This window comes from Solidesulfovibrio aerotolerans (assembly GCF_009856865.1).
In the GTDB taxonomy this organism is placed as follows: Bacteria; Desulfobacterota; Desulfovibrionia; order Desulfovibrionales; family Desulfovibrionaceae; genus Solidesulfovibrio; species Solidesulfovibrio aerotolerans.
Genome location: NZ_WVUD01000010.1, coordinates 77,020 through 102,944, shown reverse-complemented (window position 1 = coordinate 102,944; position 25,925 = coordinate 77,020). Strand labels below are relative to the sequence as shown.

At 64.4% G+C, this 25,925-nt stretch carries 20 protein-coding genes; 11 read left to right on the top strand and 9 right to left on the bottom strand.

Annotated elements, in window-relative coordinates; genetic code table 11:
- Window positions 1-297: 297 nt before the first annotated feature.
- The 4 genes from GTA51_RS08080 to GTA51_RS08065 all read right to left on the bottom strand — a co-directional run bounded on the left by GTA51_RS08080 (window position 298) and on the right by GTA51_RS08065 (window position 3,918).
- Window positions 298-1,119, bottom strand: a complete 822-nt coding sequence (locus GTA51_RS08080) for a tetratricopeptide repeat protein (RefSeq protein WP_160960146.1) — start codon at window positions 1,117-1,119, stop codon at window positions 298-300.
- A 27-nt stretch (window positions 1,120-1,146) separates the two neighbouring features.
- The gene (gene carA, locus GTA51_RS08075; protein WP_160960144.1) at window positions 1,147-2,274 is read right to left on the bottom strand and encodes a glutamine-hydrolyzing carbamoyl-phosphate synthase small subunit; all 1,128 of its coding nucleotides are present in this window, start codon (window positions 2,272-2,274) and stop codon (window positions 1,147-1,149) included.
- Between the two features lie 107 nt (window positions 2,275-2,381).
- Complete coding sequence (locus GTA51_RS08070) at window positions 2,382-3,296, bottom strand: D-alanine--D-alanine ligase family protein (protein WP_160960143.1); 915 nt, start codon at window positions 3,294-3,296, stop codon at window positions 2,382-2,384.
- Window positions 3,259-3,918, bottom strand: a complete 660-nt coding sequence (locus tag GTA51_RS08065; protein ID WP_160960141.1) for an HDIG domain-containing metalloprotein — start codon at window positions 3,916-3,918, stop codon at window positions 3,259-3,261. Before GTA51_RS08065 ends, GTA51_RS08070 begins: the two co-directional genes overlap by 38 nt.
- A gap of 119 nt (window positions 3,919-4,037) precedes the next feature.
- Here GTA51_RS08065 and GTA51_RS08060 point away from each other — a divergent pair, with 119 nt between their 5' ends.
- The 7 genes from GTA51_RS08060 to GTA51_RS08030 all read left to right on the top strand — a co-directional run bounded on the left by GTA51_RS08060 (window position 4,038) and on the right by GTA51_RS08030 (window position 13,813).
- Entirely contained in the window at window positions 4,038-4,403 is a 366-nt protein-coding gene (locus GTA51_RS08060) for a hypothetical protein (protein ID WP_160960139.1), read from the top strand.
- 154 nt (window positions 4,404-4,557) lie between these two features.
- On the top strand, window positions 4,558-4,785 hold the full coding sequence (locus tag GTA51_RS08055; protein WP_160960138.1) for a HypC/HybG/HupF family hydrogenase formation chaperone: 228 nt from the start codon (window positions 4,558-4,560) through the stop codon (window positions 4,783-4,785).
- A complete protein-coding gene (gene hypD / locus GTA51_RS08050) occupies window positions 4,772-5,863 on the top strand; it encodes a hydrogenase formation protein HypD (protein ID WP_160960136.1) in 1,092 nt (363 codons plus the stop codon). Before GTA51_RS08055 ends, hypD begins: the two co-directional genes overlap by 14 nt.
- Before the next feature lie 206 nt (window positions 5,864-6,069).
- Entirely contained in the window at window positions 6,070-7,071 is a 1,002-nt protein-coding gene (gene hypE / locus GTA51_RS08045) for a hydrogenase expression/formation protein HypE (protein WP_160960135.1), read from the top strand.
- Window positions 7,072-7,113: 42 nt separating this feature from the next.
- Window positions 7,114-7,902 (top strand): 4-hydroxy-tetrahydrodipicolinate reductase, encoded by a 789-nt coding sequence (gene dapB, locus GTA51_RS08040; RefSeq protein WP_160960133.1) that lies wholly within the window; start codon window positions 7,114-7,116, stop codon window positions 7,900-7,902.
- A 362-nt stretch (window positions 7,903-8,264) separates the two neighbouring features.
- Window positions 8,265-8,564, top strand: a complete 300-nt coding sequence (locus GTA51_RS08035; RefSeq protein ID WP_246198047.1) for a hypothetical protein — start codon at window positions 8,265-8,267, stop codon at window positions 8,562-8,564.
- A 722-nt stretch (window positions 8,565-9,286) separates the two neighbouring features.
- Window positions 9,287-13,813, top strand: coding sequence for a DEAD/DEAH box helicase (locus GTA51_RS08030; protein ID WP_160960132.1), 4,527 nt, complete (start codon window positions 9,287-9,289; stop codon window positions 13,811-13,813).
- Window positions 13,814-13,876: 63 nt separating this feature from the next.
- On the opposite strand, the gene GTA51_RS08025 is transcribed toward GTA51_RS08030, so the two are convergent.
- On the bottom strand, window positions 13,877-14,269 hold the full coding sequence (locus GTA51_RS08025) for a hypothetical protein (RefSeq protein WP_160960130.1): 393 nt from the start codon (window positions 14,267-14,269) through the stop codon (window positions 13,877-13,879).
- A gap of 100 nt (window positions 14,270-14,369) precedes the next feature.
- On the opposite strand from GTA51_RS08025, the gene GTA51_RS08020 reads away from it, so the two are divergent.
- Entirely contained in the window at window positions 14,370-17,429 is a 3,060-nt protein-coding gene (locus tag GTA51_RS08020) for an NAD-glutamate dehydrogenase domain-containing protein (RefSeq protein WP_343039499.1), read from the top strand.
- A 177-nt stretch (window positions 17,430-17,606) separates the two neighbouring features.
- Here the strand turns inward: GTA51_RS08020 and GTA51_RS08015 are convergent, their stop codons facing one another.
- From GTA51_RS08015 to GTA51_RS08000, 4 genes are all read right to left on the bottom strand, one after another.
- Window positions 17,607-18,347, bottom strand: coding sequence for a tetratricopeptide repeat protein (locus tag GTA51_RS08015; RefSeq protein WP_160960129.1), 741 nt, complete (start codon window positions 18,345-18,347; stop codon window positions 17,607-17,609).
- Window positions 18,348-18,364: 17 nt separating this feature from the next.
- Window positions 18,365-19,444 (bottom strand): tetratricopeptide repeat protein, encoded by a 1,080-nt coding sequence (locus GTA51_RS08010; RefSeq protein WP_160960127.1) that lies wholly within the window; start codon window positions 19,442-19,444, stop codon window positions 18,365-18,367.
- 272 nt (window positions 19,445-19,716) lie between these two features.
- Window positions 19,717-21,618, bottom strand: a complete 1,902-nt coding sequence (locus GTA51_RS08005; RefSeq protein ID WP_343039498.1) for a DUF2207 domain-containing protein — start codon at window positions 21,616-21,618, stop codon at window positions 19,717-19,719.
- Complete coding sequence (locus GTA51_RS08000; protein ID WP_160960126.1) at window positions 21,615-22,187, bottom strand: LemA family protein; 573 nt, start codon at window positions 22,185-22,187, stop codon at window positions 21,615-21,617. Before GTA51_RS08000 ends, GTA51_RS08005 begins: the two co-directional genes overlap by 4 nt.
- 165 nt (window positions 22,188-22,352) lie before the next feature.
- Between GTA51_RS08000 and GTA51_RS07995 the strand changes: the two genes are divergently transcribed.
- The 3 genes from GTA51_RS07995 (at window position 22,353) to GTA51_RS07985 (ending at window position 25,888) form a co-directional block, all read left to right on the top strand.
- A complete protein-coding gene (locus tag GTA51_RS07995) occupies window positions 22,353-23,528 on the top strand; it encodes a sensor histidine kinase (RefSeq protein WP_246198046.1) in 1,176 nt (391 codons plus the stop codon).
- A gap of 81 nt (window positions 23,529-23,609) precedes the next feature.
- Complete coding sequence (locus GTA51_RS07990) at window positions 23,610-25,568, top strand: molybdopterin-dependent oxidoreductase (protein WP_160960124.1); 1,959 nt, start codon at window positions 23,610-23,612, stop codon at window positions 25,566-25,568.
- The gene (locus GTA51_RS07985; RefSeq protein WP_160960122.1) at window positions 25,565-25,888 is read left to right on the top strand and encodes an antibiotic biosynthesis monooxygenase family protein; all 324 of its coding nucleotides are present in this window, start codon (window positions 25,565-25,567) and stop codon (window positions 25,886-25,888) included. Before GTA51_RS07990 ends, GTA51_RS07985 begins: the two co-directional genes overlap by 4 nt.
- Window positions 25,889-25,925: the final 37 nt, after the last annotated feature.

Here is a 25,925-nt window from a genome sequence, read left to right as displayed (position 1 = left end):
GCGGAGGCGGGAGCCGCGCCGGGGAAGGCCGAAGGGGAACGATTCTGGCAGCCCGGGGAGACAAGACACCCCGGACGCCGAAGCCGCCCAGCCGGCGGCAGCGCCTGATCGGCCTGAGCGGGGGGGCACTCCTCAAAACGCCAAGGCTCGAGCCACCGTCTTCGGGGCGGCAACGCCTGCGGGACCTGGACGCGGGGCACTTTTAAAAGCGCCAAGGCTTGCGCCTCAATCTTCGGGGGGCAACGTCTGCGTGGGGCGGGCGAGGTGGTACTGTCCGCAGTGCGGCAGGCAGGGAGGTCAGGCCCCGGGTTCGGGGTCTTTGCCTTGCTTTTTCAGGGCGTAATTGAGGAGCTTTCGAGCCTCGACAAAGCCCGGCGACAGGCGCAGGGCCAGGCGTGAGGCTTTCTCGGCCTTGTCCCAGCGCGCCCAGTCGATATAGAGCCGGCCCAGGTTGAAATAGAGGTTGGGATCGGATTTGGCGAATTCCGTGGCCCGCATGAAATATTTCTCGGCAATGTCGAACTTGCGCAATTTACGCAGCACGATGCCGATGCGGTTGTAGTGGTGTATCTGGTCCGGGGAGAGTTCGATGGCCTCGTCAAGGTAGGAAAAGGCCTCTTCAAAGAGTTCGCCGCCGATGAACAGCTCGGCGATGCGCGCCCGCAGATCGGAATCGCGCGGGAATTCCCGGGCGAGCTTCTCCAGCAGATCCTTGGCCTCGTCAAAGCGCTTTTCTTCGATGAGCAGCTTGCCTGCAGCCAGCCCCCGTTCGATGCGCTCTTCCTTGTCGGCCATCATGTCCTTGGCTGATTCCACAGCCGAGGCCTGGAGTTCGCCAAGGACGCTGTAGAGCTGGTCGACCAGCTCTTTTTCGCTGCCGGGCTTGTACTCAAGGATGAGCGGGTAGATCTTGCGCAGATTGCGGTCGCCGTTTAAGTGCAGCACGGCGTCGAGAATGAGTTTGGAAAACTCTTCTTTTTCGGAGCGGATAAGCTGGGTGCGCATAACCGCAGCCACAGCTTCATACAAGGCCGAGACGGCCGGCAGGGGTTTGGCCTGCTTCAGGTACGTCCCGACCTTGTTGATTTGTGCCCGGGCTTTGGTCAGTTCAGCGGACATGCATCCCCGGCGCTACGGCGCCTGCGGTTATTTGCCCGTCTCCCGGCTCACGAGCTTGCGGAAGCGGGTGAAAAAGTAACGACTGTCATGGGGGCCTGGGGCCGCCTCCGGGTGGTACTGGATGGCAATGACAGGCTTTTTCTTGTGCGCAAAGCCTTCAAGTGTGTTGTCATTTAAGTTGACGTGCGTCAACTCTACGTCGGACAGGCTTTCGATGTCCACGCAAAAACCGTGGTTTTGCGAGGAAATTTCGATGCGTCCGGTCTCCAGATCCTTGACCGGGTGGTTCAGTCCATGGTGGCCGAACTTGAGCTTGAAGGTCCGACCGCCAAGGGCCAGCCCCAGGAGCTGATGGCCGAGGCAGATGCCGGCCAGGGGATAGTCGTTGACCAAAAGCGCGGTGGTGTGGACCAGATCGGTCAGGGCCGCCGGGTCGCCCGGGCCGGGGGACAGGAAGATGGCATCGGGACCGAGCTTGCGCACGGCTTCGGCCGAGGTGGTATAGGGAACCACCAGCATGTCGAACCCCTGGGCAGTCAACAGCCGCAGGATGTTCCACTTGATGCCCATGTCAAAGACCACGAGCTTCGGTCCGGTTCCGGGCCAGGCATAGGTGCCGTCAACGATTTTTGCCGGGACCATGGCCGTGCCGTTCCAGGTGAACGGTGCGTCGCAGCACACCCGGTCGGCCAGCCCCAGGCCTTCCATGGACGGCAGGCCCTTGGCCGCTTGCACAATGCGCTGGGGATCGGACACGTCGGTGGAGATGTAGCCGCGCATGGCTCCGTGCAGGCGCAGATGGCGGGTGAGCGCCCGGGTGTCGATGCCTTCGATGCCGGTTATGCCTTGCCCGGTGAGATAGTCGGGCAGGGACATGGTGGAACGCCAGTTGGAGGGCTCTTTGCAACATTCCTTGACGATAAACCCGGCCACGCGGATGTGGGCCGACTCCATGTCGTCGGGGTTGATGCCGTAGTTGCCGACATGGGGATAGGTCATGCACACCATCTGTCCGGTATAGGACGGATCGGTGAGGACTTCCTGATAGCCGGTCATGCCGGTGTTGAAGATAACTTCACCGCCAGCGGCACTGGCACCGGTAAAAGTGTGGCCGTGAAACAAGGTGCCGTCTTCAAGGGCCAGGATGGCTTTCATGCGTGTCTCCGAACGTATTGGCTATGGACCGCAGCGTGCGGCCGGCGGCAGGGTATATCGGAACGGGGTCGGCGTAAAGGCCGGGTGTCCCCGCGGGCAGCGCTCAATTAAGGCCTCTTGCCCCGCTGCGCAAGGCCAAGTTCCATGAGTCGGGCAATGAGGTCGTCAAAACTCAGGCCCGCCGCCCGGGCCGAGCGGGGCAAAAGGCTCGTCGGGGTCATGCCGGGCAGGGTGTTTGTCTCCAGCAATTTAAGCCCGCTCTCGGTCAAAATGAAGTCCGAGCGGCTGTAGCCGTCAAGCCCCAGCGCGGCGTGGGCCGCCAGACTGATGCGGCCAAGGGCCTCGGTGACGGCGGCATCGACCGGGGCCGGACAGAGCTCTTCGGCCGCGTCCGGCTCGTACTTGCTGGCGTAATTAAAAAAATCACCAGCCTTGGGACGAATCAGGATGGGCGGCAGGGCGACCTCGCCAAGGACGGCGCAGGTCAGTTCCGGCCCGCTCAGGCCCTCTTCAATCAGCGCATCGTCGCCCGAATCGAAAACGCGCGCCAGGGCTGCCGGCAGTTCGTCGGCCGTACGCACCAGGGTCATGTGGATGCTTGATCCGCCAAGGTTGGGCTTCACAAACCAGGGCAGCGGGAAATCGGGCGTAAAATCCGTGGCCGCGTCGCGCGGTAAAAAGGCCCAGCGCGGCGTATCCAGGCCGGCGGCGGCATAGAGCTGCTTGGAAGCGGCCTTATTAAGCGCCAAAAACGAACCGGCCGGCCCGCTGCCCTGGTAGGGCCGGCCGATGGCGTCGAGCAGGGCTTGGGGCAGCCCGTCCTCGCCCGGCGCGCCGTGCAGATTTAAAAAAACAAAATCGCAGGCCGCAGCCGCGGTGATAAAACCCGGAAAATGCTCCGACAGGTCATGGACGACAACGTCGTGGCCAAGGCTTGCCAACGCCTTTTCGATCTGCACCGCGCCAGACAGCGAAACCACCCGTTCAATCGACCAGCCGCCCGCAACCAAAAGTACTTTCATGGATATCCAGACCCACTGTTTCGGCCAAAGCCCGTTCGATGGCTGCGGCCTGTTGGAAGGATTCGTGAATGCGGGTTCGGATGTAGTCCGTTGTCCCGTAACGCTCAAGCAGATCGTCAAACCGGGTCTCCAGGGTCACGATCTGGTTGTGCTTGACCCGTTTGTCGCTATAAATAAGCGTGAGCGGCAGGAAATCCGTGCGCAGATCGAGGGGGTGGGGCCAGGAGACATGCCAGAGTACCCCCTGGGCCAGGGCCGGATTGCCGGTCAGTTCCTGCACCCAGGCCGCCCCAAGCTGGCAGTGGTTGCCACCGTGGCAGATGGTGTAGGTCTTGGCCAGATCGTGGAGCAGGGCGGCCGCCCGGACTTCGGCCACGTTGACGACCAGCCCGGCCACTTCGGCCAGACGGGCCAGGGCCGTGGCCACGCAGGCCACAAGCCGGCTGTGCTCCCGGATGTTTGGCAGCATGTCGTAGGCGTCCCACAGCAGCCGGCATTCCTCGTCGCTGGGGATGCGCGAGACACGCGGCCCGTCGGGCACCACGGGCGCGGCCTGCGGCGTATCCGACGGCTGGGGCGCGTTGTCGGCCCCGGGAGTATGCGTCTGGGTGTGCTGTGCCATGAAAAAACGCCGGGGTGTGTGAAAAAACGGTTCGCTCCCGGCCTTGGTCCTGATACCAACCCCGAGGGAAAAAGCAAAGGCCGGCGTGGCGCATAAGGCCGGGCCGCCAGGGAAGTCCTATGAAAAAATATCGCGTTCGCTACGAAACCAAACTGCTTGAGGCCCGCGAAGGCATTGAGGTGGTGGCAGCCACCGGCAAAGGCCAGGCCATGTTTGCGGTCCAGGCCAAGCTCCACCCCTCGGCCCGCACCGACGAGCCGTATTTCCACTACGAGCCGCTGTCCATCCGTCCCCTGGAGACGCCGGACACCTACGAGGTCAGCTACCGCACCAAAATCGAGCGCGAGGTGGCCGGCTCCGTGGATGTGGCGGCCGAGGATGCGGACAAGGCGGCCAACAAGGCCCGCTTTGCCGTGCACCAGGAACTGATTCCGCCCAAATGTTTCAAGGCCCTGGAGGTCGTCGAAATAGCCGAAGGGGCGTGATGCGCCACGGCTTTTGACAAGTGCGCTTTCCGTGCGCACTCTGTCCCGCAGGCAGGGCCTTGTCACGGCCGCCTGCTTTTGAGTCCGCTTCTCGTGCGGTCCCGCCCACGGGAGGCTTCGCCGCCTGCCGCAACAGCCAAGCCCGGAGGTTCCCATGTGCCTTGCCGTTCCGATGGAAGTTATTGCCATAAATGATAAGATAGCCGACGTGGAAATCGGCGGCGTCACCCGCCAGGTGCGCCTGGACCTCATCGACGCCGCTCCGGCCCTCGGCGATTTCGTCATCGTCCACGCCGGGTTCGCCATCCGGCGTATGGACCGCGACGACGCCATGGAAACCATCAAGCTCTTTCAGGAAGGGTTGGGTCTTGAACTCATTTGACGCCTTTAAAGATCCCAAACTCTGTCGGGCGCTCCTGGATCGGCTTCTTGCCGAGGCCGACCAGCCCTTGCGGTTCATGGAGGTCTGCGGCACCCATACTGTCTCCATTTTCCAGTCCGGGCTGCGCAGCCTGCTGCCGGCGACCATCACCCACGTCACCGGGCCGGGCTGTCCGGTCTGCGTCACCCACGAGTCGGAAGTGGCCTGCTTTCTGGAACTGGCCAAACGCGACGACGTGATTATCGCCACCTTCGGCGATCTCATGCGCGTGCCCGGTCCCAAGGGCAAAAGCCTCAAAACCGCCCAGGCCGACGGGGCCAGGGTCGAAATCGTCTATTCGCCCATTGACGCCCTGGCCGTGGCGGCGGCCAATCCCGGCCGCACCGTGGTCTTTTTGGGTGTGGGCTTTGAGACCACCGCCCCGGCCGTGGCCGCCACCATCCGGCTGGCCCGGGAGCAAAATCTCAAAAACTTCCGGGTGCTGTGCTTTCACAAGCTGGTGCCGCCGGCCCTTGAGGCCTTGCTGGCCGACCCGGAAACGAACATCGACGCCTTTATTTTGCCGGGCCACGTCTCGGCCATCATCGGCGCAGCCCCGTACGCTTTTCTGGCCGACCGCTATCATGTGCCGTCCGTTATTACCGGGTTCGAGCCGCTGGATATCCTCTCCGCCCTGCTGGAAATCGTGGCCATGCGCAAAAGCGGCCAGCCGGCCGTGGTCAATGCCTACACCCGCGTGGTGGCTGATAGTGGCAATCCCGTGGCCCGGGCGGTCATGGACGAGGTGTTTGTTCCGGTGGACGCCCTGTGGCGCGGGCTTGGACTGCTTCCGGGCAGCGGGCTGGTCATCCGCGAGGCCTTTGCCGATTTCGACGCCATGCGCCTGCCGGGTGTGACCCTGCCCGATGCGCCGCCCCTGGCCGGCTGCCGCTGCGGCGAAGTGCTCAAAGGCAAAATGGCCCCCAACGAGTGCCCGCTCTTTGACAAAGCCTGCACCCCGGCCACGCCGGTGGGGCCGTGCATGGTCTCCACCGAAGGCGGCTGCGCTGCCTTTTACAAATACAAACTTGATTTGTAAGAAAAGAGGAAGAGTGCCTCCGGCGGCCGGGAGGGGGTAACCCCCTCCCGGACCCTCCCTGACAGGGGGAAGTTTTTCAGGGGATTGCGGCATCAGACCTCGGCGACGCGCACAACGATACAAAACTGAAGTGGGTTTCCAAAGGGGTCACCCCTTTGGCTGCCGGAGGCATGCCTCCCTTCCTCCCCACTTGCGAAGGTTTTACCATGGACAAGGTTTTGCTCGATTACGGCAGCGGCGGCCGGGCCTCGCACCGGTTTGTGGCCGATCTTTTTTTCAAGCATCTGGGCAACGACATCCTGGCCCGCATGGACGATGCGGCCGTGCTGTCCCTGACCGGCCCGGTGGCCATGAGCACCGACAGCTTCGTGGTCGATCCCATTTTCTTCCCGGGCGGCGACATCGGCTCCCTGGCCGTGCACGGCACGGTCAACGACGTGGCCATGATGGGGGCGCGCCCGCTGTATCTCACTTGCGGCTTTATCCTGGAAGAAGGCCTGCCCATGGATGATCTGGCCCGCATTGTGGCCTCCATGGGCGAGGCGGCCAGAGCCGCCAGGGTGCGTATCGTGGCTGGCGACACCAAGGTGGTGCCCCGGGGTGCGGCGGATAAGATCTTTATCAATACCACCGGCATCGGCGAAATCATGGTTGATCCGGCCCCCAGCGGCCACCGGGCGGCGGTTGGCGACGTGGTCCTCGTTTCGGGCAACATGGGCGATCACGGGCTGGCCATTTTGTCCACCCGGGCCGGCCTGTCCTTTGACGCGCCGGTGGTCAGCGACAGCGCCTCCCTGGGCGGGCTGGTGGGCAAGCTGCTTGCCGCCGTTCCCGGGGTGCATGTGCTGCGCGATCCCACCCGGGGCGGGCTGGCCACGACGCTTAACGAAATCGCCGGCCAGTCAAACGTCGGCATCGAGATCAATGAGGCCGACATTCCGGTTGATCCGGCCGTGGCCGGGGGCTGTTCGATCCTGGGGCTTGATCCGCTGTATCTGGCCAATGAGGGCAAGTTTTTGTGTATTTTGCCCGAACCCCAGGCCCAGGCGGCCCTGGCCGTTTTGCGGGCCGATCCGCTGGGCAGCGGGGCCGTTGCCATCGGCCGGGTGACGGCCGAGCATGCCGGCAAGGTGGCCATGGTCACGCCCCTTGGCGGCAAACGGCTGCTGGGCATGCTTGAGGGCGAACAGTTGCCGCGTATTTGCTAGGCAGGGCGGCGACGCAATTTTTCAACCAACAGGAGCGCAAGCATGAGCGTATGTGACGTGGTGATCATGGGGGCTTTGGGGCGCATGGGCGCGACCCTGGTGCGGCTGGTCCAGGCCGATCCGGCGACCTTTCGGCTGGTCGGGGCGTTGGAGCGCACGGGCTGCACCGCCGGTCTGTCGAATCTGCGCTGCGAAGTGGGCGACGATCTGGCTGTTGTGTTGGCTAAATGTCCGGGAGCGGTGGTGGTTGATTTCACTGCGCCGGCGAATTCGGTCCATGTGGCCAAAATCGCCGCCGCCTCGGGCAATCCGGTGGTCATCGGCACCACAGGTCTGACCGCTGAACAGACCGCCTCCCTGGCCGAAGCGGCCCAAAAAACGCCGCTCTTTTTCGCCCCCAACATGAGTATCGGCCTCAATGTGCTGCTGGCCGTGCTGCCCGACCTCGTGCGCAAGCTCGGGCCGGCCTACAATCTCGAAGTGATGGAAGTGCATCATAATAAAAAAGTCGATGCGCCCAGCGGCACGGCCATCAAACTCGGCCAGTGTCTGGCCGAGGCCCGGGGCGCGGACTACGACGCGGTCAAGCGCCACACCCGCGACGGCATCATCGGGGCGCGCACCAGCGAAGAGATCGGCGTGGCCTCGATCCGCGGCGGCGACGTGGTGGGCGACCACACCGTTTATTTCTTCGGCCCGGGCGAACGCATCGAGGTGAAGCATCAGGTGCACACGCGCGATACCCTGGCCCAGGGAGCGTTGCGTGCCGCGCCCTGGATTGCGGCCCAAAAGCCCGGAAAGCTCTACGCCATGGCCGACATGCTGGCCTGATTCCGTCTTTTTTGCGCACACACCGAAGGCACGGCCGTTCCTGCGGGAGCGGCCGTGCCTTTTGCATCGCAGGGAAGGGGGCGCGGTTGCCCAGGATTGACGTTGCGTCTGTCGCCTGGGCAACCTCATGCCGCTTGGGCAGGCCGTGGTTGCTGCGGCAGGCCGGGGTGAAGCTGTGTCTGGGGCTGGGCAGCCTCGTCGCCGCACCTTGGACAGGGCGCGGTTGCTGTGGCAGGCCGTGGCGACGTTGCCTCTGCCGGTTCGACGACGTGTTGGTGTCGCGGAAGCGGCCAGCCGGTGGCCGCTGTGGGCTGGTGGGTGCTGGCTTGTTTTTTTCTCATTATTTCCAGCGGGAGGGCGGCATGGCGGCGATGGAGGCGGGCTGGTGGGTGCTGGCTGTTGGCGGCCCTTATGACGCGAACGATTTCGACCAGCGCGAGCGGGCGCGCACCCGGTTGCGCCAGGAGTTGCTGCTGTTGGCCATTGTGCCGGACGAATACGTCTGGGTCTGGGACGAGACGGACATGGCCCAGCTCGTGCTGCGCAGCTTCGGCGACCGTGAGAGTGCTGCGGCCTATGCGGCCTATTTGAGTGGCCGGGGCGTGACCGCCCGGGTGACGCCGGTTACAGCCGAGCCTGATGCGGAGAGCGGCTCGCGTTGACTAGGGCAGTGTGCGTCCTTGGTGCCTCGTCTGTCGCCAACCTGTGCGTAACCGGGGTTCGGTTCGTCGCCAGCCTCGCCAAACCTGTTCCTAACCCTGAGACGCTTTTGCTTACGCTGTTCCTCTCCCCGCGATCCCTGTGCCTGCCTTGTTCTTAATCCCGTGCTGCCTGTTCGTAGCTTGTTCTCATCCCGCGACTGTCTGTGCCTAACGGGTTTCTCGTCTGTCGCTAGCGTGTTCATAACCCTTCGCGGTCTGTTGCTTGCGTGTGCAAAACGCCTCCCCAGGCTGTTCCTTGCCTGTTCGTTTTCTATTCGAATCCTGTTCGTATCCTGTTCCTAACTTGTTCGTAGCCGCCCGCGATCCTGTACAAAACGTGTTGCCAACTTGCCCAGAATTGTTCGTTTGCTGTTCTTTTTGTGTGCATAAATATCATAACATACTTAAATAATTTATTAAGTTGTGTTCGGTGCAGGCTGGAGGCAAGAAGGCCGTTTGTGCCTGTCGTGTTCCCTGGCGGTTCAAAACTTGTTCGAAATCTGTTCGAAACAAGAGTAATTAGCTAAAATTTAATATTATTTTAAAAATCCCGACGGCCTTTGAAAATGGCCATCGCCCCGGCCATACGCCGCCCAGGATCAGCCACGCCGCATACTTGGACCACAGCGACCTTGGGCCACTTCCACCTTGGAAAAACCCGCCGCCCCGGGCATACTCCGGCCATGCCGCTGCCGTTTCATCCGCTGGTCGCTGACTGGTTCACCCGCCATATCGGCCAACCTACCGACATCCAAAGCCGGGCCTGGCCCCGCATAGCCGCCGGCGAGCACGTTCTGGCCGTGGCTCCCACCGGGTCCGGCAAGACGCTGACCGCCTTTTTAACCGCCCTGGATGCCCTGGCCACCGGTCGCTGGCCGACCGGACAGGTGAGCGTCGTCTATGTCTCGCCGCTCAAGGCCTTGGGCAGCGATGTGCGGGCCAACTTGCTGCGTCCCCTGGCCGGACTGCGTCAGGCCTTTGCCGCTGCCGGCGAACCCTTCCCCGCCCTGCGGGCCGAAATACGCTCCGGCGACACACCCAGCCAGGCCCGGCGGCGCATGTTGCGCCAGCCGCCGGAAATCCTCATCACCACCCCGGAATCCTTAAATTTGCTCCTCAGTTCCAAGGGCGGCCGGGGATTGCTTGCGCCGGTGCGGCTGGTCATTTTGGATGAAATCCACGCCGTGGCCGGCAGCAAGCGCGGCGTCTTTCTCCTGTCGGCGGTGGAGCGGCTGGCCATGCTTGCCGGCGAATTCCAGCGCGTGGCCCTGTCGGCCACGGTGTCGCCCCTGGAGACGGTTGCGGCCATGGTCGGCGGCCTGCGTCCGGTGGGCGATGCCACAGACGGGGAGTGGACCCCGCGTCCGGTGGGTGATGCGGCCGGCGGGGAATTGACCTCGCGTCCGGTGGGCGATGCGGCCGACGGGGAATTGACTTCGCGCCCGGTGGCGGTGGTGGTCAGCCCGGCCGAAAAGCGGATGGATTTGCGGGTGGAATACGCTTCCTGGGAGGAGCGCGAAACGCCTGGGGCCTCGTTTCTGGCCCTGGTCGCGGCCCGGGTGCGGCAGCGTATCGCCGCCAACCGCACCACCCTTGTATTCGTGAACAGCCGCAAACTGTGCGAAAAGCTGGCCCGGCTGGTAAACGCCGAAGCAGACGAACCCCTCGCCCACGCCCACCACGGTTCCCTGGCCAAGGAACTGCGCCAGGCCGTGGAAGCGCGCCTCAAAGCCGGCGAACTGCGGGCGGTGGTGGCCACCAATTCCCTGGAACTGGGCATCGACATCGGTTCGGTGGACGAGGTGCTGCTTATCGAATGCCCGCCCACGGTGAGCGCGGCGGTCCAGCGCATCGGCCGTTCGGGCCATGGCGTGGGCGAGGTGAGCCGGGCGCTTTTCCTGCCCACCTCCGAAAAAGATCTCTTGGAAGCGGCCGTCATGGCCAAGGCGGCGGCCGGGCGCGACATCGAGCCGCTGCAGCCCGTCAATGCGCCGTTGGACGTCCTGGCCCAGGTGCTGGTGGCTATGCTCGGGGTCGAGACTTGGGATCTGGACGCGCTCTTTACGGCCGTGCGCCGGGCCTGGCCCTACCGCGAGTTGACGCGAACGGCCTTCGACCTGACGCTTGGCATGCTCACCGGGCGCTACGCCGCCACCCGCCTGCGCGAACTTTCGCCATTGGTCGCCATCGACGCCATCGACGGCACGGCCACGGCCCGGGCCGGGGCGCTGTTGCGCCTGTATGCCTCGGGCGGGGTCATTGCCGACCGGGGCTATTACGCGCTGCGCCGCCAGGACGTGGGCACGCGGCTGGGCGAACTCGACGAGGTGTTCGTCTGGGAGGCGCGCCTGGGGCAGGTCTTTGCCTTCGGGGCGCAAAACTGGCGCATCGAGCGCATCACCGACGCCGATGTTTTCGTCTCGCCGGCTTCGGCCGGAGCGGTGCCGGCCCCGTTCTGGCTTGGCGACGCCCGCTCCCGGGACCGCCATTTTTCCAGCCGCCTGGGCGAATTTCTGGAAGAGGCCGACGCGCGCCTGGGTGATCCCGCCTTTGCCCGGGAGCTGGAAACCGACTGCTTCCTGGACCCGGCCGCTGCTGCGGCCTTGCTGGGCTATCTGGCCCGCCAGAAGGAAGCGACCGGCACCCCGCTACCCCATGCCCGCCATCTGCTTATCGAGGTCACCGACACCGGCCCGGGCGGCGCGCCCGGCAATCAGGTCATTCTCCACGCCCCGTTGGGCTTGGCCGTCACAGCACCCCTTGCGTTGGCTCTGGAAACCGCCCTGGAGACGCTCACCGGCCATCCGGTGCCGGTCTTTGCCGGCAACGACTGCGTGGCGGCCACCCTGCCCGGGGACATCGATCCCCTGGCCGTGTTGAGCGCCGTGCCAGCCGGGAAGGTGGGCAAACTGCTGCGGGAGCGTCTGGAAGGTTCTGGTGCCTTTGGCGCGGCCTTTCGCGAAGCGGCCGGTCGGGCGCTCCTTTTGCCGCGTGATGGCTTTGGCAAGCGCCAGCCGCTGTGGATCACCCGGCTGCGGGCGCGAAAACTTCTGGCCGCCGTGGCTGGCTATGGCGATTTTCCCATTGTCTTGGAGGCCTGGCGCACCTGCCTGGTCGATCTTTTTGATCCGGCCGGGCTGGCCGCCTTTCTGGCCGAGGCCCAGTCCGGGGCCATGGCCGTCACGGTGGCCAAAACGCGTGTCCAAAGTCCCTTTGCCGCCGACCTCGTCTGGCGGCATATCACCGAATACATGTATTTAACCGACGCCGGCACTGCCGCCGGCCCCACCGGGGCGCGTTCCGATCTGGTGGCCGAAGTGGCCCGCAGTCCGGCGTGTCCGGCCGTGCCGGCAGCCGTGGTCGCCGCTTTTGAGGCCAGACGCCAGCGCCTGCATCCCGGCTATGCCCCGGGCAGTCCGGCCGAGGTGCTGGAATACGTGAAGGATCGCATCTGCCTGCCCCAGAGCGAATGGCAGGCCCTTCTGGCGGCCGTGGCCCGGGACCACGGCACGCCGTCGGAAACCATCGAAGCGGCCCTGGCCGCCAAGCTGGCCCGTATCGAATCGCCTGACGGCGGGGCTGGGTTGGTGCTTGCCCTGGAGCGGGGGAACGACGTGGCCGAGGCTTTTTTTGGCGACGCCGCCCTGGTGCGGCCGTGGCTGGCAACGGCCCGGTTGCCGCGCTGGCGGCCGGGGCCGGATGCAGACCGCGAGGCTGCCCGGGAAGGGCTTTTTGCCCAGTGGCTGTCCTTTTACGGTCCCCGCAGCCAGGAATCGCTGGCCGGGCTGCTCGGCCTGTCGCCGGCAAATCTTCAAGCGATGCTTGAAGATTTGCGCGCCGCCGGCAACGTCGTCTCCGGGGAACTTGTGACCGGAGAGGCGCAGCTGCACTGGTGCGATGCCGCCAATTTCGAGACCCTGCTGCGACTGGCCCGGGCCGCCCGGCGGCCGGCCTTGGTCGCGCTGCCGGCAGAAAAACTGCCGTATTTCCTGGCCCAGTGGCAGGGGCTGGCCCGGCCGGCAACCGACGCGGCCGGACTGGCCGAGCGCCTGGAGCGGCTCTCCTGCCTGCCGTTGCCGGCCGGGTTGTGGGAGACCGAGATTCTGCCGGCGCGCTGCCAACACTACGAGCCGGCCCTGCTCGACGCTGCCCTGGAAGCGGCCGGATGCGGCTGGTTTGGGGCCGGGGAGAAAAAGGTGCTGTTCGCCCGGCCGGACGACCTCGATCTGGCCGGCTTTTCGCCCCGGGCGCAGGACGCCGGGCTGTTTCCGGACCCCCGGGCCAGCTACGACTTTTCCGCCCTGCTGGAAATGACGGGCCTTTCGCCGACGGCGCTGACCGAACGGTTGTGGCAGGCGGTCTGGAAGGGGCAGGCGGCTTGCAGCGCCCTGGCCGTGCTGCGCCGGGGCGTGGCCACCGATTTTACGGCCGAGGCTGCCTACGGCGAAACCGGCCGGGAGCGGGGTGCCGGCCGGCGGACCTTTCGGCGCACCGCTCCCGGCCGGTTTGCCGCCTCGTTGCCCCTGGCCGGGGTGTGGCGGGCGGTGCGTGTGCCGCCTGTGTCCGACGATCCCCTGGCCGATTCGGAATTGGCCATGGATCGCGCCCGGCTGCTCCTTGCCCGCTATGGCGTCGTCTGCCGGGACATGCTGGCCCGGGAGACGGCGGCCCTGGGTTGGACCGGCGTCTTTCGGGCGCTGCGGCGTATGGAACTGTCGGGCGAGGTTGTTTCCGGGGAATTTTTCGCCGGCCTGTCCGGCCCGCAGTTTGCCGACGCACGGGCCGTTCGCGTGTTGGCTGCCGGGCTTGTCGGCCAGGAGTCGTGGTGGCTGGCCGGGCGCGACCCGGCGGCGTTGTGGAGCGGGGCAGGGGAGCCTTGGGGCTTGCCCTGGCCGCGCCGGGCGGCCGGAACCTGGGTTTCCTTTCGTGGCGCGCGTCCGGTCGGCGTGTTCGAGGCCGGGGGCGCTCGCATGACTCTGGCTCTGGCCCCGGACGACGCCGGCCTGCCGGCGGCCCTGGCCCCGCTGACCCATTTGCTCGCGCGGCGCACGGCTCCCCTGGCCCGGCTGGCCGTCACCAGCATCAACGGCCAGCCGGCCGGGGACAGTCCCTATGTGGGCATGTTGCGCGTCCTTTTTGAGGTGGTGCGGGAGCAGCGGGGACTGACCCTCTACCGCTCGCGCGCCACCGCGTCATCGCCGTCTGTCTGACCGCAAGGGGTGGGCTGTTTTCAGCGCTCTACGCTCGCGCGTCACCGCCGTCGTAAGCCCGGATCAACGGGCCGCCCGTCCCGTGCCATGATACATTTTGGCCTCGGTCTTTTCCGGCTTTTTGTTCAGATATTGGTACCGGTTGCCGGCGACTGCGGCAAAACGGGCCAGAATCGCCGGCAGATCGGACCCGCGCAGTTCTGCAGCCAGGGGCGCATGGTCGCCAAGGCGCGGCGAGAGCGTATACCCCGGCTCCTGGCCCGGAGTCAGAACAATGTCCTCGTAAAAGATCTCAAACGGCTCGCTGTGTTCGGCCAACACACCGTTTAAAAGCTCCAGCATGCTGTAGACGAAAAATTTTTGCACATCGGCCGTGGATTCGGCCAGCCCCATGCTTTCGCGCAATTTCGGGGCCAAGGCGTGTTCGAGCTTGGTAAACGAGGCAATCCTGGTCATAAAACCTCCCTGATTGGGGTTAGCGCACCCATAGCACACAATCGCGGGCAAGGGGAGAGGCCCTTGCCATTTATGACACCTTTGGCCATGAGATGGTTACGTGGAAAAGGACGGCCTTTCCTCGCCAACGTCCGCCAAGGAGCCGCCTGTGACCGTGCCGCAACTCCCCGACGCCGCAACGTTTACGCGAAGTGTCAACCGTGAACTGCGCCGCGAATCCGACCGCCTTGTGCCCTGGTTTCTGGCCAACATGCCGGCCTATTATTTTCGCACCCACGCCCCGGCCGAACGCGCCCGCCATCTCCGGGCCGTCATTTCCGGCGAGGTGCTCTCGGGCGGGCAGTCGGCCACCCTTTGGGATAAGACGCGCACCACGGTCACGCGCATCGCCCCGGCCGGTCCCCAGGCCCTTCTCGAACACCTGGCTGAACGCATCGACGACAACATCCGCACCTCGCGCCTGTACGCCTCCCTGGACGGCCGGTTGCGCCTCGACACCTTTTTGCTCGACCCCCAGCCGGCGGTGGGCACCGGCAGCCGGGCCATGCGTCAGGCCCTGGCGGCCATGGAGTCCGGCGGGCATCTCGATCCCCGCCACCGCAAGGCGTTCATTGCTTTTTTGCGCGGCGCGCCGGCCGATTACGTGGAAAAATTCGACCCCTTGCGGGCTGCCCGCCATTTTGCCCTGGCCCGGGAACTAAGCGGCCGCGACGAAGTGCGGGTGGAGCTGCATATCCTGGCCGAAGCCTTTGAAAGCCGGCTGGTGGTGGCCATGCGCGAACCGCCGCGCAGCCGGCTGCTGCTCCAGGTGGCCCGGGCCGTGGCCGCCGAGGGCCTCGACATCCGGCGCGGCTATTCCGACCGATTTGTCCTGGCCGGCGGCGATGTGTCGGTGGTCAGCCTCTATGTGGCCAAGGACGGCGTGGCCCTGACAGCTGACGATCCGGCCTGGAAACGTTTGCGTTTGCGCCTGCGCCGGGTCAAATGGAGCGTCCCGGGCGTGTGGGATGTCCTGACCAGCCAGCATGGCTTCAGCCCGCAAGAGGCGGAACTGACGGCGGCCGGCTGCGAATGCGTGCGCCAGTTTCTGCTCGGCCAGCGGCCGTATGCGTTCAGTTCCTACAACGTGACCCGGGCAGTGCTCAAGCATCCTGCCCCGTTGCGCGCGTGCTTGGTGGCCTTTGCCGCCCGGTTTGATCCCGCCGCCCGGTTGCAACTGCCGGGCGGGGCCGAACCGGCCGAGGCCGCCGCCCAGGCCGCCGTGGCAGCGGTGGAGGACGAGGTGGCCCGCCAGATATTTACCGGGCTGCTGACGCTGTGGCGGCATACCCGGCGCACCAATTGCTATTTGCCGGACCGCTTCGGACTGGCCCTGCGCCTTGATCCGGGTGTGATCGAGGGCATAACCGGGCTGCCCCTGCCCGACGGCGAGCAACTGCCCCATGCCTTGTTTTTTTTCACCGGCCCGGACATGCGCGGCTTTCACGTGCGCTATCGGGAGATGGCCCGGGGCGGGGTGCGTCTGGTGCGGACCAAAAGCCCGGAGCAGCTTGAAGCCGAAGCCGGCCGTCTGTTTGGCGAAGCCAAGAATCTGGCCCTGTCCCAGCAGTATAAAAATAAGGACATCCCCGAAGGCGGGGCCAAGGCCGTGCTGCTCCTTGGACCCGGGGCCGATGCCACTTTGGCCCTTAAAAGCGCCGTGGACGGGCTGCTCGATTTGCTGGTCCCGGGGGAGGACGGTCCGAGCCTGCCCGGGGTGGTCGATTTCCTTGGCCGGGAAGAACTGGTCTATCTGGGGCCGGATGAGGGCATAACGCCCGAGCATATCCGCTGGATCGTGCGCCGGGCCGGCGAGCGTGGGTACGGCTGGCCCCGGGCCTTTATGAGCTCCAAGCCCGAGGGCGGCATCAACCACAAACGCTATGGCGTGACCAGTCTTGGCGTGCTGGAATTTGCCGACGCGTTCCTGCGCGAGGCCGGCATCGATCCCGATGTCCAGCCCTTCACGGTCAAGATCACCGGCGGCCCGGCCGGGGATGTGGCCGGCAACGCCATGCTCCAGCTTTTTGCCCGCTACGGCGACCGGGCCCGTCTGATCGCCGTAAGCGACGGCCATGGCGCGGCTTATGATCCCCTTGGCCTCGATCCCGGGGAGCTGACCCGGCTGGTGGCTGCCGAGCGCACTATTGCCGCCTTTGCCCCGGAGAAGCTCTCCGGCCCGGACGCCTTCGTGGTCGCCGCCGACACGCCCCAGGGTGCCAAGATCCGCAGCAATCTGCACAATGCGGTGGTGGCTGATCTCTTTATTCCGGCCGGTGGCCGGCCCGATACCATCCACGGCGGCAACTGGCAGGAATTTTGCGACGCCGCGGGTAGTCCTTCGGCCCGGGTGATCATCGAAGGCGCCAACCTTTTTCTCACCGCCAAGGCCCGGGTGCATCTGGAAGCGGCCGGGGTCCTCATTGCCCCCGGACCCTCGGCCAACAAGGCCGGGGTGACCTGCTCGTCGTATGAAATTCTGGCCGGCATGGCCATGAGCGAGGCGGAATTTGCCGCCTGCCGCCGCCGCTATATTCCCGAAGTGCTGACGCTATTGCGGCAAAAAGCCCGGGACGAGGCCGGGCTGCTCCTGCGCGAACGGCGTCTTTCCGGCGGCCGGACCGGGCTTGTGGCCTTAAGCAGCGACGTCTCGGCCGAGATCACGGCTCTTAAGGATGCCATCGGCGCGGCCCTGGCCCGGGAAGTCCCCACCGTGGCGGATATTGCCGCCGATCCGCTGCTGCGCCGGCTGGTGGCCGAGCACTGCCCGCCGCTGGTGGCCGCCCGTTTCTTCGACCGCCTGCTGGCCACGGCCCCGGCCTCGTATCTCCATGCCGTCATCGCTGCCCATGCTGCCTCCACCATCGTCTATGCCGAGGGGCTGGGCTGGTTGTCCCGACTGGCCGGCCTGCGCGACCTCATGAACGTGGTGCGGGCCTATTTTGCCACGGCTGACACACTCTCCGGGCATTTGGCGGTCCTGGCCAAAAGCCGGCTGCCCGGGCGCAGGGACATCGCCCGCATTCTGGCGCGCTCGGGGCGCAAGGTGTTGTGCCAGGCAGCCCTGGCCCTGGAGGGACCGTACCCGGGTGGCGAGGCAACGGGTGGGGAAAGGGAGTAGCGCTGCAAGAACGAACTGGGTTTACTAGGCTGATACCTGGCACGGTGCGCAAAGGGCTAGGGAGCGCGGACGGTGTCGAGTCGGCGATTGGGTTGGTGGCTCGGCTGATGCGCGGCCAGGGCGGTGCCGTGGCCCCATGCGAGGCAGGTGAAGGGCAAGTCGGTAGACAGGAAGGGATTAGAGTTGCAGCGGCGGCAGGCTGTCGTTGCGCAGCGGCGTATCCCAGATGTGTTGGAGCAGGCGCTTGGCCTCGGCCAGATCGGGGTTGAGCGCCAACGCTTCCCGGGCCATGGCTTCGGCCTCGGGCAGGCGTTTTTGCTCGTAGTAGACCCGGGCGATGTTGAGCAGGAGATGGTCGTCGTCGCTGGAAAGCTCGCGGGCGCGGAAATAATACTTGAGCGCCTCGTCAAAAAGACGCTTCTTGCGCAGGCTGATGCCGAATTCATTAAAGAGGTGCTTGTGCCGGGGCTCGAAGGCTTCCTCCAGTCGCACCAGCCGGTCGAAGATGTAGGTGGCCTTCTCGGTCTTGTCCATGGTCAGGTAGACCAGCCCGAGTCCGAAGTTGGCCCGGATGTTGTCCTCGTCGATGCGCTTGATCTTTAAGTATTCCTGCTCGGCGTTGGCGGGCTTGGCCGTGGCCCGGTAGTGGTCGCCGACCAGCAGGGGCTGGCTGAGCAGCCGGTAGCTCAAGTCCGGTTCCAGGTGATAATCTTCAAACAAGTGCGCCCGGTCGATGACAAAGGGCTTGCCCTGGCGCTTGAAATCCATATCCAGGCTTTGCACCTCGAAGGCATCGTCCCCGGTCTCCTTGACGAACCAATACGTTTCGGAAAGGGCGGCGTGTTTGGTGCCGCCGAAGCCGACCTTGAGGGTCGTTTTCATGGAAAAGATGCCGGATATCCGGTTGTCCTGGGACATGGGGCGGGTATCCGTCCTCAGACATCCATGGCCAGGCTGGCCTGGCCGGCGTCAGGTGCGACTGTTTTTGCGGGAGATGCAAGCTGATCGTATTGTTTGGCGCGTAATTTGGCAAGCAATTGAGCGGCTTCGGGGAAAGGATCACGGATGGTCAGGGCTTCTTCGAGATGGGCGATGGCCTGGGCATAGTCTTTGGCGAAAATACAGGCCTTGGCGATGTTGTAGCGCAGATTTTCGTCCTTGGGCGTCAGTGCCAGTGCCTGGGTATAGGCATGCATGGCCCCGGGGTAGTCGCCTTTTTTGCGTAGATCGATGCCCAGGGAGTTGTACGGGTTGATGGCGTCTGGGTTGGCTTCGAGAATCTCGGCAAAAAGTTCCTGAAGTTCGGCCAGACGATCCTGGAGAGCCAGTATTTCGGCAGATTTGTCTAAAAATGCCTGGTAATTGGCGACATCGCCTTTGCCCTTGTAGGCATGGGCCATGCCCTTGTAGGCCTCGGCGTACATGGAATTAAGGGCCACGGCCTTATTAAAGGCGATGATGGCTTTGCCGTATTTTTGATGGTGCAGATAATCCATGCCCTTATTAAACCAGGTCAGTGATTCGTTCTCTTCCTCAACGATCTCGCTAAAATCCTGCAAGGCCTCATCAAAGCGACCCTGGGCAACCAGTTCATTGGCTGTAGCCAACTGCTCCATTTCCACCTCGTCGATGCCGGTCGTCTCAATGGCCATCTGGAGATGCCGTTCAAACGTTGTTATGGAATACGGTCGAATGATATAGCCATTGCAGCCTGCGGCGATGGCTTTGACGACATGTTGTTGGTTGCTTTCAGTCGTGATCATTACGACTGGTAAAAGCTTGGATCGTGTGGCTTTTCTGAGGGCGCGCAGACATTTCCAGCCGTCCATACCCTTGACAGCAGAGTCAATAAGCACCAGCTGCACCGCATCATCCTGGATCGGTTGCAGCAGGTCTTCCAGATCATCGCTTATGAGAACATTTTTGACGTTGAGTTGAAGACAATTCTTTTTGTCTCTGGTCGCATGGTGCAGATTGTTGCTTAAGATGGCAATGGAGATGTTTTGCTTTTCCATAGTACGCTCGGTTGCCAAGAGGAGATGACGGAGGATGGTTTGAGCTCGATTGCATGCTTCATGCCTTTACAATCGTCATGAAATCAGTCGGAATCCGGCAACCTTGGGTCTTTTCAAAGGCGTATGTTTGTTCACAGAATCCACGGGAAATTGACTGCGATCCAACCCGGTCCCTCTACGGTCCAACCATGTCCACAGGAAAGGGGAGCATACCATTTCTGTTTCAATGCAGCAATGCAAGGAATGGTTCGCGTGGCAACAACTTGTCGCAATTACCAGCCGCCACCCCCACCACCGCCGCCGCCGCCACCGGAGCTGCCGCCGCCGCCGCTGCCCGACGTTGAACCCGGGGCCGTGGCCGAAGAACTGATGGCCGAGGAAAAACCATTGCCCAGACTGTCGGCAAATCCCGAAAAATTACCCGAGGCAAAGTCATGGCCGACATACCAGACCGGGGCGTAGCCTTCGGCGGACGCCTGGGCCAAAACGTCGGCAAACTGGGCTGCCCAGGCGTTTTCAACGTCCAGGGCTAAAGCGTAGGGCAGATACCGCTCGAACAGTTCCGGCGTGCGCTGGGGCGGATTGAGGATATTGAGGCGGTCGCGCTCGGCCACGGACAGGTAGAGCCGAAAGCCGTCCAGCGCGTCCATGATTCGACGTCCCTGGGGCGTGGGAGCCTTAAGCAGATGCCAAAAGACGGCGTTTAGAACGGCAATGCCGACCAGACAGGCCGTGGTCGGCAGGGAAAGGGCGGCAGACAAAAAAAACGTGCCCACCAGTTCGCCGACCAGAAACGGTACGGCAAACAGGCAGGCGAAAATGGCCCCGAAGATGGTTGTAAAGCGCGGCCGCGACCGGGCCTTGCGCAGGGCGTGTAAGGCCCGCAGGGACAAGGCGGCCACGGCAAAGCTCCAGCCGGCCAGCCAGGTGATAAATAGGCCGGCCACTTGCGGTTCGTTGGCCCAAAGCGCGCTCAGCACCAGGGCTATGACTGAAAGCGCCGCGCCAAAGAAGAAAAAGGCGCGGTTTGTCTGGAAATGCGAGCCCTGATAGTCATTTTTCAGACTGGATTCCAGGGCCTTGCGCGCCGCCGCGATGACGTCGTGGTTGTCCTGCTCCAGGCGCACGGCCGGGGCAGAGTCAAGCAGGGCATCGGCAATCTCGTTTTGCCATGAGCCCTTGGTGCTGGCGGTTTTTCCCCGGGCCAGGACATAGGCGTCGTCGCCGTCCTCGATGACCAGCGCCCCCGCCACGGCCATCTGCACCAGGGCGGCGGCAAAGGTCTTGTCATCATAGCCCATGCGCCGCAGATACCGGGCCGCCGGTGCCGAAATGCCTGGCGGCGGCGCAAAAAGCGGCACTGTCAGGCCGCGCACGGGATCGCGGCCCACGAGAAACCAGGCGATCAGGAAAAAGACCGCCACCACGACAAGGCCCGCCGCCGCCATTTGAAAACCCTGGTTGGTCAGCGCCTGCTGGGCCGGCGTCGGCAATTGGACAAAGCCCTTTGGAAAGGCCACCGCCACGGTCAGTCCTTCCCCGGGGGGCAACGGTTTGGTTGTCTCGCAGGAGAAAACGCCCGCCCCGGTCTGGATGGCGTAGTTGCGGCCTTTGGCCCCGGCCGGGCCGGTGTAGGCGGCGTATTGCCCGATGGCGGCCCCGGGCGGCAGCGTGATCCGGGCGGTGGCATGATCGATGGGCAGACGCCAGTCGTTGCCGGTGACGTTCCAGTACAGTTCGTCATACGTCGCAAACTGTCCGATCTGGCCGTCGGTTGCATAGCGCAGTTCGTAGACATGCTCGCCGGGGCTTATGAAACGGCCCTTTTCCCCCATATAAATCTTAACGCCGTTGGCCAGCGAGTCCGTGTGCCAGTTTTCCTTCTGGCCGTCGCGCCGCACCGAGAGAATATGAAATCCGACCGTGACCGACGTGCCGTCAGGCAAGGCGTAGCGGGTGGGAAATTCGCGCATAAGCCCCTGGCGGATGCTCTCCCCGGTGGCCCAGACCCGGATGGTTTCGGTGACGGTAAGCGCACCGTCCGGGGCGATACCCATCTGGCTGTCAAAGGACAGGATGCGCTCAGCTCCCCCGGCGGCCCCTGCGACCCTGGACAGGCCGACAAACAACAGCCCGAGGACCAGCAGGAGCCGGCAAAGACTCCCCCGGCTCACGCCCCGGCTCCGTCGTCGAAGCTGATGCGGGGAACCGCGCGGTCAGCCGGATCGTCGATTTCAAAATAGGGCAGGGTGGCAAAGCCAAGCGAGGCCGAGACCAGATTGGCCGGGAAGGTCTGGACCCGGTCGTTTTGTGCCCGGGCTGCGCCGTTGTAATAGCGCCGGGCCAATTGGATTTCCGATTCGATGTTGGCCAGCTCCTGCTGCAGGGAGGTGAAATTCTCGCTGGCTCGCAGTTGCGGGTAGTTCTCGGCCACAGCGAAGAGCTGCCCCAGCGCCTGGGTCAAGGCACCTTCCAGGCGAAAGCGGGAACTGTCGTCCGGGGCGTTCTGGATTTTGGTTCGCAGGCCCGTCACCGCCTCCAAAACGCCGCGTTCATGGCCCATATAGCCTTTGACGGCGGCCAGCAGATTGGGAATGAGGTCGGCCCGGCGTTTGAGTTGCACATCTACGCCGCTTTTGGCTTCCGCCGCCAGATTGCGGCCGCGAACAAGGCCGTTGTAAAGGGCGATGCAATAGACGGCAGCCATAACGAGGACGGCGGCAACGACAAGCAGGGCGGTCATAGGCAGAGCTCCTTGGCGACAGGCGCAGGTACAGTAAAAATCCTGGTCAGCATACGGGAAAACAGGCTGGATTTGCAACTGATACGCTTCCCGGATTCTTCCCATGCCCGGGCGCTGATGGTAAAAGAGGAACATGTGCGAGACGGCAAGAGGGGGCGTGACGGTATGGGCAGCATTGGAATCTGGCAGGATGGCATTGGACAGGATCTGGCGTGCATGCTGGCGGCTGCCGGGCTGGCGGTGGCCACGGGACCGGCCGGGTCGGCCCTTGGTGACGAAGTGGTCTGTCTGGTGGCGGCTGGGGCTGCTCTGGCCGCCCATGCCGGCGTTGTGGCCGGCCGCAGGGTGCGTTGCGGCGCGCGGCCTTTTTCTGTGCTGGCCGTTTTGCCTGCCACTGCCGACGAAACAGCCGTGGCCAGCGCCCTGGCCCTGGCCGACGAGGTGATTTTTGAGCCTGTGCGCGCGGTCGAACTGACGGGCCGGGTGACCAGACTGCTGGCCGCCCGGGAACAGGCCCTGGCCCAGGCGCTGCACAGGGAATCCCTGGGCCGGCTGGCCGCCGGCATTGCCCACGAAATCAACACCCCGGTGCAGTATGTCGGCGGCAATCTGGAATTTCTGGGCACGGCCCTTGGCAAGCTTCTGGAGCTGCTGGACGCTTTGGCCGAAACCGCTCTGACGGATCGGGACGAGGGCAGTCTGGCCGAAGAATTGACGCAGTTGCTGGATGATGAGGAACTGGGATTCCTGTTGCAAGAGGTTCCGGCCGCCATCCGGGAGTCCAAGGAGGGTTTGGATCAGGTGACTTCCCTGGTCCTTGCCATGAAGCGGTTCGCCCAACCCGGGATCGGGCGGCCCGAGCCTCTTGATCTGGCCCAGGCCGTGGCCGACACCCTGGCCGTGTCGCGCAGCGTGTGGCACTTTGCCGCTGATGTGACCGTGGACATGGACGCCAATTTGCCGCCGGTGCTGTTCGTGCCCGGCGATCTGAACCAGGTGCTGCTCCATATCGTGGTCAACGCGGCCGAGGCAATTGCGGAGAAGTATGCCGGCCAAGGCGAGAAGGGGCATATCACCATCCGGGCCACGCGCAACGGCGCGGTCGTGGAGCTGGTCATTGCCGATGACGGACCCGGCATCCCCGAGGCCATCCGGCAGCGCATCTTCGATCCTTTTTTTACCACCAAGGCAGCCGGCAAGGGCAGCGGGCAGGGGTTGGCTATCAGCCAGGCCATCCTTGTGCGCCACAACGCCCGGCTGGAAGTGCTGACTGCCCCCGACGCAGGCACGAGTATCGTGATCAGCCTGCCCGTGGCCCAGCAACCGGTTTTGGACTGCTAGCAACGGTTGCCGGGAGTCCTTCGGAGGGGTATTTCTGTCCCTCGGCGTCGTGCTGTATCCCAAGCGGCGTCTGGAGGATGCATGCCCACCGGCGAAACCCAAGTCGTTACCACCTGCACCCGTGATTGCCCGAGCGCCTGCGGTCTTATCGCCCATGTGCAGGGCGGCCGGGTGGTCAAATTGTCCGGCAACCCCGCCCATCCCGTCAACCAGGGCACGGTGTGCCGCAAGGTTCCGGCTTTTTTGCGCCGCATGCACAGCCCGCAGCGGGTGCTCACGCCCTTGCGCCGCCGGGGCGGCTCCTGGTCGCCGGTGTCCTGGAAGGACGCTCTGGACGAGATGGCCGAGCGGCTCAAGGACGCCGTCGAACGTTTCGGGCCGGAATCAATCCTTTATTACATGGGCTTTGGCGAGCGTACGGCGCTTAAACTGCTCAACGCCCGATTTTTCGCCCTGCTTGGCGGGGTCACCACCCTTCGCGGCACGCTGTGCGGCGGCACAGGCTACGCCGCCCAGAGCCAGGATTTCGGCCCGCGCGTTTCCCACGATCCCCTTGATCTGGCCAATGCCCGCACCATTGTGCTGTGGGGCCGCAATCCGGTGGCCACCCAGTTTGGGCTTATGCCGCAGTTGCGCCGAGCCCGGGACCGGGGTGTCAAAGTGGTGCTCATTGATCCGCGCGCCAGCGAATCGGCTGCGCTGGCCAACGTCCACATCCGCCCCCGGCCCGGCCGCGACGCTTTTCTGGCTCTGGCCGTGGCCAAGCGCATCCTCGAACAGGGCTGGCAGGATCAGGAATTTCTGGCCCTTCACGCCGACAATCTGGAAGCCTATCTGGACATGCTGGCCCGGGAGCCGATGGACGCCCTGCTGGCCGCCTGCGATGTGGACGCGGCGACCGTGGACGCCCTGGCTTGCGATTATGTCCAGGGCCGGCCCACGGCCACGCTGCTTGGCTGGGGCCTGCACCGCTTCACCCTGGGGCATGAGATGATCCGGGCCGTGGACGCGCTCGGTGCTGTTTCCGGCAACATCGGCCTTGCCGGTGGTGGTGTGTCCCAAGGTTTTGAGGAATGGGGTCCGTACGATCAGGAGGTCTGGGGCGCGGACCTGCATCCGCCCCGGCGCACCTTTTTGATGCCGCAGATCGGCCGGGAAATCCTGGCCGCGACGGATCCGCCCGTGGCCGTTGCCGTTATTTCCGCCGCCAATCCGGTGTGCATGGCCCCCAATTCCGATCTTGTGGCCCAAGCCCTCGATGCTGTGCCGTTTGTCGTCAACATGAACCTGTTTCTGGACGACACGGCCGATCATTGCGACTTGTTTTTGCCGTGTGCCGCTTTTTACGAACAGCGCGATCTGGTGGCCAGCTACGGCCACAACATGGTCGGGCCGCTCCTTCGGGCCGTTGATCCGCCGGGGGAGTGCCGCTCCCAGTTCGATATCTTCATGGATCTGGCCACGCGCTTTCCTTTTGCCGACCAGTTCGTCCACTCCGAGGAGCTTTGGCTGCGCCGCATCTTGCGGCCGTTGCTGGAAAAAGGTGTTGCCTGGGACGAGTTGTGGCGTGGCCCGGTGCGCATCCCGGACGCACCCATGGTCCCCTGGGCCGACGGCCGTTTTGACACGCCGACCGGGCGGTTCCAGCTGCTCACCGAAGTGTCGGCCTGCGCCGACTGCCGCGACGCCGCGCGCTATCCGTTCAGCCTCTTGACCGTGGGCGGGGCGCGGTATCTGTGTTCCGAGCGCGAACCCGGCGACGGCGCCGGGCCGGCTGACTTGAGCATGGCTTCCGATGTGGCCCTGCGTCTGGGCATTGCCGATGGTTCGCCGGCCCGCATGACCAGCCCCCTTGGCAGCAGTCTGGTTGTGACGGTTCGCCACGATGCGACACTGCGCCCGGACGTGGTGGTCTGCGAGCGCGGCGGCTGGCTCAAAGCCGGGCAGGGCGTCAATAGGCTCATCCCGGACATGGTGAGCGCGGTCGGGCAGGGCACGCCGTATTACGAGGCGCGGGTGGATGTGGAGCCGCTGGCATGATCGCCCGGGAATGGAAGTGCCTGTGCCCGGGGGAGCATCGCGACGGGTTTCTCAAGCATTTGTATGCCACAGGTGTGGCCGAGACAGCGGCGCTGCCCGGGTTTTGCGACTATCAGATTCTGGAGCGCGAGTTGGGCGGCGCGGTGGAAGTGACGCTTGTGACCTACTGGACATCGCTCGAGGATGTGAAGGCCTTCGCCGGCGAGGATATCGGACGAGCGGTGCTGTATCCTGGGGACGAGGTGTACGAGATCGTGCCGGAGACGGTGGTGCGGCATTATGGAGTTGTAGGGGCGGGGTGGCCGGCGGCGGGGAAGTAGCAAGCAAAAAAAACGCCCCGCTGGCTCTGTGTCCAGC

Coding starts and splice junctions, on each gene's coding strand:
- GTA51_RS08025 (WP_160960130.1), bottom strand. CDS start 14,269: ATGACCAGGATTGCCTCGTTTACCAAGCTCGAACACGCCTTGGCCCCG.
- hypE (WP_160960135.1), top strand. CDS start 6,070: ATGGACAAGGTTTTGCTCGATTACGGCAGCGGCGGCCGGGCCTCGCAC.
- carA (WP_160960144.1), bottom strand. CDS start 2,274: ATGAAAGCCATCCTGGCCCTTGAAGACGGCACCTTGTTTCACGGCCAC.
- GTA51_RS07990 (WP_160960124.1), top strand. CDS start 23,610: ATGCCCACCGGCGAAACCCAAGTCGTTACCACCTGCACCCGTGATTGC.
- GTA51_RS08010 (WP_160960127.1), bottom strand. CDS start 19,444: ATGGAAAAGCAAAACATCTCCATTGCCATCTTAAGCAACAATCTGCAC.
- GTA51_RS07995 (WP_246198046.1), top strand. CDS start 22,353: ATGGGCAGCATTGGAATCTGGCAGGATGGCATTGGACAGGATCTGGCG.
- GTA51_RS08060 (WP_160960139.1), top strand. CDS start 4,038: ATGAAAAAATATCGCGTTCGCTACGAAACCAAACTGCTTGAGGCCCGC.
- GTA51_RS08015 (WP_160960129.1), bottom strand. CDS start 18,347: ATGTCCCAGGACAACCGGATATCCGGCATCTTTTCCATGAAAACGACC.
- dapB (WP_160960133.1), top strand. CDS start 7,114: ATGAGCGTATGTGACGTGGTGATCATGGGGGCTTTGGGGCGCATGGGC.
- GTA51_RS08055 (WP_160960138.1), top strand. CDS start 4,558: ATGTGCCTTGCCGTTCCGATGGAAGTTATTGCCATAAATGATAAGATA.
- GTA51_RS08065 (WP_160960141.1), bottom strand. CDS start 3,918: ATGGCACAGCACACCCAGACGCATACTCCCGGGGCCGACAACGCGCCC.
- GTA51_RS08030 (WP_160960132.1), top strand. CDS start 9,287: ATGCCGCTGCCGTTTCATCCGCTGGTCGCTGACTGGTTCACCCGCCAT.
- GTA51_RS08000 (WP_160960126.1), bottom strand. CDS start 22,187: ATGACCGCCCTGCTTGTCGTTGCCGCCGTCCTCGTTATGGCTGCCGTC.
- GTA51_RS08035 (WP_246198047.1), top strand. CDS start 8,265: ATGGCGGCGATGGAGGCGGGCTGGTGGGTGCTGGCTGTTGGCGGCCCT.
- GTA51_RS08080 (WP_160960146.1), bottom strand. CDS start 1,119: ATGTCCGCTGAACTGACCAAAGCCCGGGCACAAATCAACAAGGTCGGG.
- GTA51_RS07985 (WP_160960122.1), top strand. CDS start 25,565: ATGATCGCCCGGGAATGGAAGTGCCTGTGCCCGGGGGAGCATCGCGAC.
- GTA51_RS08070 (WP_160960143.1), bottom strand. CDS start 3,296: ATGAAAGTACTTTTGGTTGCGGGCGGCTGGTCGATTGAACGGGTGGTT.